Below are 10,537 nucleotides of genomic sequence, written 5' to 3' on the forward strand. Positions count from 1 at the left end.
CGTCGCATGCTCTCCGAAAGACGCGCCGTCGCCGCGCTCCGGGTGTTCCTCGTCGTGCTGTTCGTCGTCCTGGTGATCTTCCAGACGCTCTCGTTACCCGGCGGGATCGCGTACACGACGTCGCAGAACCCGCACGACGCGCCGCTGCGGTGGCCGCTGACCGCGATCGCGGTGTTCCTGGTGCTGTGCGTCGAGGTCATCGTCGTCGCGACGTGGAAGCTGCTGACGCTGGTCAAGAAGGACCGGATCTTCACCATCGCGGCCCTGAAGTGGGTCGACGCGATCGTCTGGTCGGTGGCCGCCGCGTGGCTGGTCTTCGTCGGCATGCTGATCTTCGTCGGCTTCAACGCGGACGACCCGGGGATGCCGATGCTGCTGTTCCTGGTGACCGTCGGGATCACCGTGATCGGCCTGCTGATGGTGGTCATGCGCGCCCTGCTGCGCCAGGCCACTACGCTGCGGACCGACATGGAAGCGGTCATCTGATGGCGATCGTCGTGCGCATCGACGTCGAACTGGCCAAGCGCAAGCTGAGCGTCGGGGAGTTCGCCGAGAAGGTCGGGCTGACCCCGGCCAACGTCGCCGTCCTGAAGAACGGCCGCGCCAAGGCCGTGCGGTTCAGCACCCTGGAAGCCATGTGCCGGGTCCTCGAGTGCCAGCCCGGCGACCTGCTGGAGTGGGTCGACGACTAGACGCCCGGCCTCACTTGCACGCGTCGGTCTTGCCGGCTCCGTAAGCGGCCTGCGCCTTGGTGAAGCCTTCGCCGGCCGACGACGAGAGCTGCTGCTTCAGGCCCGAGCAGGAGAACGACGTGAAGCTCAGGTAGCTCTCGGCCGACTTGACGGCCTGCGCGTTCCAGTCGATCGACAGGCTGTCCACGGCTTCGGTGGCCACGGCTTTCGGAAAACCTTCACCCGCGTCCGAGGACAGCTGCCGAATCAGGCCGGTGCGTGAGAACGCGCTGAAACCGAGATAGCTCTGCGCCTTGTCGCGGGCCATTTCCACCTGCGGCGAGAACTGTGCAGCCGCCTCCACCGTGCTCGTTTCGTTGTCGTGGCTCGCAGTGGTCGGCGACGGCGTGCTGGGCGGGGAGGTGACCGGCTGGGTGGTAGCCGGCTGGCTGGTAACCAGCTGGTCGGTCACTGCGGCAGCCTGCGCGGTCGGCGCGGACGCCCGAGAAGCTGGGCTGCTGCAGGCTGTGGCGACCACGAGCAGGGCGACCCCGATGCCGACGCCGATAACGATTTTCTTCATGGTGGTTCGCTCCCTCTGATGGCAGTGCCTTGTGCGCAGCGGGGGTCGGGAGAGCAGCGATGCTTCACGGCGCGCCGAAGACGCCCGGCCGTCTGGCGGTGGTCCAGAGCGACGGGCGGCGGTGGCGGCAGTGTTGTCGATATGGTCGAAAACGGCGTCCGCCGTGTTACGCCTGCGTGAAGGGAGAAGGTGCCCGGCCGGTCAGCCGCGGGGCGATGGCCCGCACGGGCTCGATCTCCGCTAAGCGAGGTCGACCGGCCGCACCCGCAGCTTTTCGGCGATGCGGGCCAGCGCCTGCTGATCGGCCTCGGTGAGCGGGTCGAGCACGAGCTGCCGCACGGCCCGCACGTGCGTCGGCGCCGCGGCGACGACTACCTCGTACCCGGCGTCGGTGAGTGCGGCCAGGGTGTAGCGGCCGTCGTCGGGGTCGGGTGAGCGTTCCACCCAGCCCCGTTGCTCGAACCGTTTGACCACGTTGGACAGTCGCGAGAGCGAACCGTTGGCCAGGTAGGCCAGCTCGCTCATCCGCAGCCGGCGTCCGGGCGCCTCCGACATCTGGCTCAGCGTCAGGTATTCGAAGAGCGTGACGCCGGCCTCCTGCTGCAGCGGCGCCTCGAGCTTGCCCGGCAGCAGCAGCGCGAGCGAGATCAGGCCGGTCCAAGCGTCCTTTTCGGACGGCGTCAGCCAGCGCGGCTCGTCCTCGTCGGATGCCATGGGGGAACTCTACCCAGCCGCGGATGACTTCACGTTTGAAGTCTGATACGTTGACTTCAAGCGTGAAGTCAATCGAAGGGAACACCATGCCCGAGTTCTTCGTCACCCCCGGCTACGGCCCCAAGCACCTCGACGCCCTGCACTACACGCAGGCGGTCCGGATCGGCGACCGCGTCGAGATCTCCGGCCAGGGCGGCTGGGACGACAACACGGTCTTCCCCGAGTCGCTCGAAGACGAGATCGTCCAGGCCTTCGAGAACGTCGAGCGCACGCTGGCCACGGCGGGCGCGAGCTGGACCGACGTGGTCGCGGTGGATTCGTTCCACATCCCCACCGCCCCCGACACCATCGGCGACGACCACACGAAGGTGATGGTGGAGCAGTTCCGCAAGCGCATGGGCGACCGAGCACCGATCTGGACGCAGATCGGCGTCGCAGCACTGGGCGCGCCGGGCATGCGGGTGGAGATCCGGGCCACGGCGATCACGGGCTAAGCCGCGTCCACCTCCACCAGTCTCGCCAGCTCCAGCAGCGTGCCTTCGAAGCCGGGACCGGCGGTGAGCGCCACCGTGAGCGGACCCCCGCGCCGGTCCGTGCCCACCGGGAGCGTCACCGCCGGCTCCGTCCACTGGGGACGGTCCGAACCGGCCGAGACGACCACGTCCGGCCGGGGTGTGCGGCGCCGTCGGAAACCGGCGTCCAGGTCGAGTACCACGTTGCCGTGCAACGAAAGCAGGGCGGCGACGTCGGCCACGGCGTCGCGCAGCTCGCGGTCGGCGATCGAGTCGGAGTGCGCGCCGATCGCCGGCGTCGGCGGTTCGCCGTCGTGGCCCAGGCGGGGCACGAACCGGGCCAGGTCGCCGCGGCCGCAGACGAGCGTGCGGATGCCGGGGATGCCCGCCGAGGGGTCACTGAGGCTGACTCCCACGCTCGCGGCCGCCGCCACGATCCTGGCTCGCCAACGGGCGGTGGCCGCGATCGCGACCGTCGAAGGATCCTGCGCCAAAAGAGGGGTTCTCCTTGCTGTCCCGCGCGGCGGAGTGAGGATCGTCCGATGGTGGGCCCACGCCCGTTGTGCCCGGGAACAAACATGTTTGGTCGTTTGGTGCGAACGGCGGCGTACATGCCGCCTTCCGGCCGTACGCGGTGTCTGTGACCGCGAGTCACACTTTGACGCCCGGCGTGGCGCGGGCCACTATCCGGGCACTGATTACCGCCCGGTAATTTGTGTGACACCAGGAGGACCGTTGCGACGCGCTTTCGGCCTGATCTTGCTGGCACTGGGGGTCTTCGCGGTCGCCGGAGCGGTGCTCCTCCCGGCCTACGTCTACCCCAAGCTCGCCAAGGTGCCGCTCGACCAGGACTCGACGTCGGTGCTCGAAGGCACCGCGAGCCAGGTGCTCGCCGTGACGGACAAGGGCAACGGCCCGGTTTCGGAGATCCGCAAGGACGCGGACCTGGTCGCGACCGCCCACGTCCAGGCGAACTTCGCGGCCCCGGAAATGCGCGAGGACACCGACTACGCGGTCTGGCTGCTGGCCGTGCAGGTCACCGACAAGGCCGACGGCACCGTGCTGAGCGCGAGCAAGCGCCAGGTCTGCTTCGACCGGCGCACCGGTGAGGGCTACGAGCCGCACGGCGAAACCGACCCGAAGTGCGACATCAAGAGCAGCTACGTCACCGAACTGCAGCCCGAGGCCCCCAAGCAGGGTGAGAAGCCGCCGGAGACGAACGAGCTCAAGGCGCAGCCCGGCCTGAACTTCAAGTTCCCGTTCGGCACCGAGCAGCAGGACTACAAGGTCTACGACGACAACACCGGCGCGGCCGTCACGGCCAAGTACTCCGGCACCGAGACCGTGGACGGGATCGAGACCTACAAGTTCGTCCAGAACATCCCCGACACCAAGCTCGGCTCGAAGGACGTCCCGGGTTCACTCGTCGGCTCCACCGATTCGACGGTCAAGGCCGACCTCTACTACCGCGGCGTGAACACGCTGTGGGTGGAGCCGGTCACCGGGATCGAGGTCAAGCAGCAGCAACAGCAGCACCAGGAGCTGCGCGTCGGGACCAGCGGCACGTCGACCGTGGTGTTCGACGGGACCCTGGCGTACAGCCCGGAAACCGTCGCGAAGATGGCGGACCAGGTGAACGCGAACAAGGGCAAGCTGGAACTGCTGTCCACCACCGGCCCGCTGTGGTTCGGCATCGGTGGTGGCGTGCTGATCATCGCCTCGATCGTGCTGCTGGCCCGGCGGCGCCGGGCCGAGCCGCCGGTGCCGCCGCGGCGGCGGGAACCGGTCGGCGCCGGCCGCTGACTCAGCGCCGGCGCAGGACCAGCACCAGATTCCAGGAAGCCAGTTCACGCAGGGCCGGGACCCGCACGATCCACATCGCCCAGCTCGGGTGATAACGCGGGTACCCGGCCACCAGATCGGCCAGCGGTGTCGTTTTCGCCCAGTGCAGCGCGGCGCCGACGGAAACCGGGAACAGGCTTTCCCCGAATTTGTTCTTCGGCTGCTTCCCGAGCTTCCGGAAATACCGCTGACGCGCGTAGTAGCCGCCGAGGAAATGCCACGGCGCGGTCTCGTGACCACCCCACGGGGAATACCACGGCGTGAACGACGCGAAGACGGTGCCGCCGGGCTTGGTGACCCGGCACATCTCGTCGAGCATCACCCACGGCTTCGCCACGTGCTCCAGCACGTTCGACGAGTAGCAGACGTCCACGGATCCGCTGCGCACCGGCAGTTCCGTGCCGCTCGCGCGGATCATGTTCTCCCCCGGCTCACCGCGCGCGGACAGCTCGCCGACGTCCGGATCGACCCCGAGGTAGGACGCGCCGGCCGCGCGGAAGGCGTCCGAGAAATAGCCCGGACCGCCCCCGACGTCGAGGATCGTTCGCCCGGACAGCGGAGTGTGCGCGGCCAGTTGCCGGACGGAGTCGGCGGCCAGCGCCGAGTAAAAGCCGTCCGGGTCGGTCTGCTCGGTCAGGAAAGTGCGGAAGAGCGTCACGGAACGGCGGAGCGTGGCGCGGTGCGGCTCGGCGTTCGGGGCGACGACCGGATTTGCTGCCATTGAACCATCGCTTTCCGAAATACGTTCCTCTACTGTGTACGCATACCGTGTACGCACCGGTAACCTAGCATCGTCGCTACAGTTTGGATAACCCGATGGACCGTCCTCGTGTGCTGCTGGTCAACTGGCGCGACACCGGCCACCCCGAGGGCGGCGGGTCCGAACGGTACGTCGAGCGGATGGCCGAAGGACTCGCGAAAGCGGGCTACCGGGTCGAAATCCAGTGCGCGGCCTACCCGGGCGCGACCGCGGGCGAGTGGCGTGACGGCGTCCGCTACCGGCGCCGCGGCAACAAGTTCGGCGTCTACGTCCACGCGCTGCGCGCGATCCGTCGGGCGCGCGCCGACCTAGTGGTCGACGTGCAGAACGGGATGCCGTTCTTCGCCCGGCTGGTGGCCGGCTGCCCGGTGCTGGTGCTCGTGCACCACGTCCACAAGGAACAGTGGATCAGCGCGCTGGGCGAGACGCTGGGCCGGGTCGGCTGGTGGATCGAGTCGCGGCTGGCGCCGTGGCTGTTCCGCAAGTGCCGCTACGTCACGGTTTCCGAGGTCACCAAGGCCGAGCTGGCCGAGCTGGGCATCGGCCGCGAGCGCGTCACGGTGGTCGCGAACGGCCTCGACGCGCCGCCGCCGGTGGCGTCCGAACGGGACAGTGCGCCGACGCTCGTCGCGGTGAGCAGGCTGGTGCCGCACAAGCGGATCGAGCACGCCATCGACGTCGTCGCGCGGCTCGCGCGGCGCTGGCCCGAGCTGCGGCTGGAGGTCGTCGGGCAGGGACCGTGGGACGAGGTGCTGCGGGCGCACGCGGCCGAGCGCGGCGTCGCGGACCGCGTCACCCTGCACGGCTGGGTCGACGAGCAGGCCAAGCACGAGATCCTGGCCCGCTCGTGGCTGCACCTGTGCCCGTCGGTCAAGGAGGGCTGGGGCATCGTCATCATGGAGGCGGCCGCGCACGGCGTGCCCTCGGTCGCCTACCGCGCCGCCGGCGGCGTCGCCGAGTCCATCGTGGACGGCCGGACCGGCCTGCTGGCCGACGACTTCGAGGACTTCACCGACCGGGTCGACGGGCTGCTCGCCGACGGGCTGCGCCGCACCGAAATGGGCCTGGCCGGCGCGGCACGGGCCGGGAACTACAGCTGGGACCAGAGCGTCGGCGAGTTCGCGTCACTGGTGCGGGACGTCGCCGGCGTCCCGGCTCCGCGGCCCCGCGTCCTGACCCGGCCCGGCCTGGTCGCGCACCGCGTCCCGGAACTGCCCGGCCAGCCGTCCGGCGGCCGCCGCGCCGAAGTCCTTGCGGCGGGCCCGCACGGTCACCGTCGTGGTGTCCCCCGTGGTCGCCGCGCCGAACGCCACGCCTGAGCGGCCGCTCGCCGCCGGGTAGAACGCGATCGAGCGGACGGTGTCCCCGGTGGACACCACGCCGAGGTTCGACACCAGGAACGTCGAGCCGAGCCGGCTCGCCAGCAGCCGGGTGCCCAGCCGGGCGATCCGGCTGCTGCGTGCGGGGAAGTCGGGCTCGGGTGGTTGCGCGCGCAGGACGTCCGCGACCCCCGCCGAGTCCGGATCGGACGGCAGCCGCAGCCGGAAGAACGCGCTGTCGTGCACGGGTTCCGGCGCGGCACCGGAGCGCCACGACGCGCCCAGCGCGGCCACGACCCGGGCCGTGCGGGCGCCGTGCGCGCGGTTCCAGTGCCCGGTCGCCTGCGTGGCCGCCGCGACGAACCCCGCGGCGCTCAGCCGCAGCCGGGGCATCCGGCGGGCCTCGAAGACGTCACCCGCGCGCTCGGCGTCCCGATCCGGCACGATCCGGCCCGGTGGCGCGAAAAGCGCCTCGGCGAGCCGCTGGACGGCCGAAACGAGGAACGGCTTCCCGCCGCCGGTGCGCGCCCCGATCCCGCGTGCCGCGGAGGAAACCGGGACGTCGAGGAGGAACCCGAGCAGGGCGAGCAGGCCGAGGCCGTCGAGCGCGCCGTGGTGGGCGGCGACGAGCACCGCGGGCTGGTCGGTGCGGACGGCGACGCGCACCAAGGGGGCGCCCCGGTCGTAGGGTTCGGCGGCGAATCGCGCGCGTGCCTCGGAAAACTCGGGGCCTCGGGCCTGGTCGACGGCCGGCGCGGGGCCGAGGTGCGGGTACTGCGGGAGGGCGGCCGCCAGCCGCGCGCGGAGTTTTTCCGGTTCCGGGGCCGAGAAGAGCTCCGCCTCCAGGAGGATGCTCCAGGAGACGGTGGGGTCGCCGTAGAGCCCGACCACGCGGTGCGCGTGGTCGGAGGCGAACTGCGTCACGGGTGTCAGCGGTTCCCGTACAACTTGGCCGGGTGGTCCGCGGGGTTGTACTTCACCTGCTGGTTGAGCTGCTGCTGGACCGCGGCGGTGCTGTCGGGGTCACCGCTTTCGATCAACGCGAAGCCCGCGCCCGTCGCCAACCCGCCCCCGATGATGACGGCGGCCACCACGCCGATGAGCGTGCCCACGTGTCACTCCTTCTTCCGCGGCGGGAAAATCCTGCCGCGGCCCAATGTACGCATCGGTAACATGCGGCACAACAGTGCGACGCAGAGCGACGTGAGCACTACGCTGTCCGCCGCCAAGGCCGGGGCCCACGCAACGGCTTTCACCTCCGGCTCACCCGGGGTCCGGTACAGCGTCAGCCATTCCCCCGACCACACCTGCGTGGCACCGGAGAGCAGCCGCGGGTCGACGTCACCGGGAGTCCCGCGCTCGACGAGGATCCAGCCGATCCCGGCGCCGGTGAGGTCCTGAGCGGACGTCGCGGCGCGGACGTCGCCGATCCGCGGGTCCTCCCCGGCGATCCGTTCGGTGCCGACCTGCAGGGTGTCGTCCGTCAGCACGGGTTTCGGGAGCGCGCGCGGCGCCGGGTCCAGCTGCGTGCGATCGCCGTTCCAGGCGAAGCCGCGGAACGCCGAGAGCGGCAGCGCCAGGACGTCTCCCGGACGGTCGTCGGCACCGAGCACTTCGGACACCGCGCGCCAGTCGTCCGGGTACTGCGCGGTGGCGAGCCGGCCCCAGCCGCCCCACGCCAGGTCCGGCATGGTGAGGATCGGGAAGAGCGCCGCCGCCGCGACCAGCCCCGCGCGTCCTTGGTTCGTCCGCAGTTTCGCGGTCGCGGCTTCGATCGCGAGCGCGAAGCCCATCGCGAGCGGCAGCGCCCACCAGGCCACCCACTTCTGCGCGTCGCGCAGCAGCCCGGCGCCGGGGAGATGCCGCGTTGCCACGTCCAGCAGGGTTTCGCCGAACGGGAGCGTCGCCAGTGACGCCAGCAGCACCCCCGCGACGCCGAGGAGGAAGAGCGCGCGGACCGGCGGGGTGCCCCAGCGCGCGGCGAGCGGTTTCAGGCCGGCCAGCGCGATCGCGACGGTGACGAGCACGAGCACCGGGATCAGCGGCATCGCGCGGCTGCCGGGCACCGTCTCGGCGTTCCAGATCCCGCCGAGGCCGAGGACGCTGAGCAGCGCGGGGCCCCAGCTTTCGGCGCGGGCGCTGAACGCCGCGACGCCGGCCGGGTCGGAGTAGGTGCCGCCGGCGTTGAGGAACGTCGGTACGAGCCAGGGCAGGTTGAGCAGCACGGAAATGCCCAGCGTCGCCGGGATCCGCCTGGACCCGGCGGCCACGACCGCGACGGCGGCCGCGAGCACCCCGCCCGGCGGCGTCAGCACCGCGGGCGCGCAGGCGAGCACGAGCCGCAGGAGCGCTTTCGGTTCGTGCGCGCGGGCGGCGAGCCCGGCCGCGACGATCCACGGCAGGCTCGCGTACGTCAGCAGCAGCGGCCAGTGGCCGATGAACAGCCGTTCCGCGAGGTAGGGCGTCCAGGCGTACGCGGTCGCGGCGACCAGCCGGGTGCCGGTGTGCTCGGTGGGGACGAGCTTGCCCGCGCCGTACGCGGCGAAGAAGATCGCCAGCAGCAGCACGATTTTCTGGACGACGTCGCCGGGCAGCACGGTGGTCGCGAGCGCGACGACGGTGTCGGCCGGGACCGACCGCGGCAGCGTGGCGCCGATCCCGAAGGCGTCCGGCACGAAGTACTGCTCCGGCGCGAACACCATGTCGTAGCTCAGGACGAAGCCACGGCCGAGCAGCGGCGCGCAGACGGCGAACGCGAGCACGGCGGAGACGGCGGGAAGGGCCAGCCGCCTGCCCGGTGCGTCCACGGCCCTTCCTTTCCGTTCCCCGCGCGGTTATCGTCGCTGCTCATTACTCGCCGGTAATGGGAGCCCGTCGTTGAGCGTAGACACCGAAGCCGGACCGGCGCGGACCGGCAACCGGATCGCGGCGATCCTCGTCTCGCTCGCGCTCGCGGGCAACAACGCGGGCAGCTACGTGCTGAGCCTGGCGGCCGCGCGGATCCTCGCGCCGGGCGCGTTCGGTGAGCTGAGCTCGCTGCTGGCGGTGCTGGTGATCGGTGTCGTCCCGGCGATGGCGCTGCAGACGGTGGTGGCGCTGCGCGTCGCGCGCTCGCCGCAGCACACGGGGTCGCTGTTCGCGCTCGGCCTGGTGACGAGCGGGATCGTCGCGGCGGCGGCGCTGACGGTGAGCCCGTTGCTGGTCCTCCTGCTGCACCTGGGCTCGCTGGCGCCGGCGCTGCTGGTGACGGCGTCGCTCGGCCCGCTGACGCTGCTGGGGCTGTTTCACGGGCTCCTGCAGGGCAGCCACCGCTTCGCGACGCTGGCCGGGCTGATCGCCCTGGAAGGCGTCGGCAAGGTCGGTGGCTCGCTGGTGGGCCTGCTCGTCTCGGGCTCGACGACCGGCGCGCTGGCCGGCACCGCGATCGGTTCCCTGGCGGTGGTGACGGCGAGCTGGCAGATCTGCGGCCGCCCGCGTCCGAGGTGGTCCGACCGCCACGGCCGCGACGTCCTCCACACGGCCCAGGCGATGCTGGCGCTGGTGCTGCTGGTGAACCTGGACCTGGTCCTGGCCCGCCACACCCTGCCCGCGGCGGAGGCGGGCGAGTACGCACTGGGTGCGATCGTCACGAAGATCGCTTATTGGCTGCCGCAGGCCGTCGGCGTCTTGGTCCTCCCCCGGTTCGCTGTTGTTTCCGACCGCCGCCGGGCGTTGCCGGTGGCGTTGGGGATCTGTGCTGCTTTGGACGCTGTGGTGGTGCTGGTGACTTTGGTCTTCGGGTCGCGGTTGCTGCCGCTGATCGGCGGGGTGCGTTACGCCGGAAGCACTATGCCGTTGTGGCCGTTCGCGTTGGCTGGGTCGATGCTGGCGCTGGTGCAGATCCTGCTGTACGCACGCTTGGCGGACGGCGACCGCCGCGTGACGGTGCTGATGTGGGCGGCGGTGGCGGTGGAGGCCGTGTTGATCCCGGCCTGGCTGCACAGCTCGGCGACCCAGGTGGTGACGGTGGCGGCTTGCTGTGCCGGCGGGTTGGCGGTGGCGGGGGCCTTGGTGGAGATTCGGTCCCGGCGCACGGGCTGAGCGCGGCTGGGGGGTTCCGGGCGCGTGTGTGGATGGTCGACACGTGTCTGGAGGGT

Annotated in this window: 12 protein-coding genes; 6 read left to right on the forward strand and 6 right to left on the reverse strand. The window is 71.1% G+C overall.

Going from position 1 to position 10,537, the window contains the following annotated elements; all coding sequences use genetic code 11:
- Positions 1-6 precede the first annotated feature (6 nt).
- Positions 7-486 (forward strand): DUF2975 domain-containing protein, encoded by a 480-nt coding sequence (locus VA596_RS00210; RefSeq protein WP_323322318.1) that lies wholly within the window; start codon positions 7-9, stop codon positions 484-486.
- Positions 486-692 (forward strand): helix-turn-helix domain-containing protein, encoded by a 207-nt coding sequence (locus tag VA596_RS00215; RefSeq protein ID WP_247056639.1) that lies wholly within the window; start codon positions 486-488, stop codon positions 690-692. Before VA596_RS00210 ends, VA596_RS00215 begins: the two co-directional genes overlap by 1 nt.
- A 10-nt stretch (positions 693-702) precedes the next feature.
- On the opposite strand, the gene VA596_RS00220 is transcribed toward VA596_RS00215, so the two are convergent.
- Both VA596_RS00220 and VA596_RS00225 read right to left on the reverse strand, forming a co-directional pair.
- Positions 703-1,254: an Ltp family lipoprotein gene (locus VA596_RS00220; protein ID WP_323322320.1), complete on the reverse strand. Its 552-nt coding sequence runs from the start codon at positions 1,252-1,254 to the stop codon at positions 703-705.
- A 240-nt stretch (positions 1,255-1,494) separates the two neighbouring features.
- The gene (locus VA596_RS00225; protein ID WP_323322322.1) at positions 1,495-1,968 is read right to left on the reverse strand and encodes a MarR family winged helix-turn-helix transcriptional regulator; all 474 of its coding nucleotides are present in this window, start codon (positions 1,966-1,968) and stop codon (positions 1,495-1,497) included.
- Positions 1,969-2,030: 62 nt separating this feature from the next.
- Here VA596_RS00225 and VA596_RS00230 point away from each other — a divergent pair, with 62 nt between their 5' ends.
- Positions 2,031-2,462, forward strand: coding sequence for a RidA family protein (locus VA596_RS00230; RefSeq protein ID WP_323322324.1), 432 nt, complete (start codon positions 2,031-2,033; stop codon positions 2,460-2,462).
- Here VA596_RS00230 and VA596_RS00235 read toward each other — a convergent pair.
- Complete coding sequence (locus VA596_RS00235; protein ID WP_323322326.1) at positions 2,459-2,974, reverse strand: hypothetical protein; 516 nt, start codon at positions 2,972-2,974, stop codon at positions 2,459-2,461. The genes VA596_RS00230 and VA596_RS00235 overlap by 4 nt on opposite strands.
- A 241-nt stretch (positions 2,975-3,215) precedes the next feature.
- On the opposite strand from VA596_RS00235, the gene VA596_RS00240 reads away from it, so the two are divergent.
- A complete protein-coding gene (locus tag VA596_RS00240) occupies positions 3,216-4,283 on the forward strand; it encodes a DUF3068 domain-containing protein (RefSeq protein ID WP_323322327.1) in 1,068 nt (355 codons plus the stop codon).
- A gap of 1 nt (position 4,284) precedes the next feature.
- Here the strand turns inward: VA596_RS00240 and VA596_RS00245 are convergent, their stop codons facing one another.
- Positions 4,285-4,980 carry a class I SAM-dependent methyltransferase gene (locus tag VA596_RS00245; protein ID WP_323325567.1) on the reverse strand — a complete coding sequence of 232 codons (696 nt, stop codon included), beginning with the start codon at positions 4,978-4,980 and terminating at the stop codon, positions 4,285-4,287.
- A gap of 173 nt (positions 4,981-5,153) precedes the next feature.
- Between VA596_RS00245 and VA596_RS00250 the strand changes: the two genes are divergently transcribed.
- Positions 5,154-6,401 (forward strand): glycosyltransferase family 4 protein, encoded by a 1,248-nt coding sequence (locus tag VA596_RS00250; RefSeq protein ID WP_323325569.1) that lies wholly within the window; start codon positions 5,154-5,156, stop codon positions 6,399-6,401.
- 929 nt (positions 6,402-7,330) lie between these two features.
- Here VA596_RS00250 and VA596_RS00255 read toward each other — a convergent pair.
- Positions 7,331-7,513 (reverse strand): hypothetical protein, encoded by a 183-nt coding sequence (locus tag VA596_RS00255; protein WP_323322329.1) that lies wholly within the window; start codon positions 7,511-7,513, stop codon positions 7,331-7,333.
- A gap of 3 nt (positions 7,514-7,516) precedes the next feature.
- Positions 7,517-9,208 carry a hypothetical protein gene (locus VA596_RS00260; protein WP_323322331.1) on the reverse strand — a complete coding sequence of 564 codons (1,692 nt, stop codon included), beginning with the start codon at positions 9,206-9,208 and terminating at the stop codon, positions 7,517-7,519.
- A gap of 70 nt (positions 9,209-9,278) precedes the next feature.
- Here VA596_RS00260 and VA596_RS00265 point away from each other — a divergent pair, with 70 nt between their 5' ends.
- A complete protein-coding gene (locus VA596_RS00265; protein WP_323322333.1) occupies positions 9,279-10,481 on the forward strand; it encodes a lipopolysaccharide biosynthesis protein in 1,203 nt (400 codons plus the stop codon).
- The last annotated feature ends 56 nt before the right edge of the window (positions 10,482-10,537 follow it).

Source organism: Amycolatopsis heterodermiae (assembly GCF_034929455.1).
GTDB lineage: Bacteria > Actinomycetota > Actinomycetes > Mycobacteriales > Pseudonocardiaceae > Amycolatopsis > Amycolatopsis heterodermiae.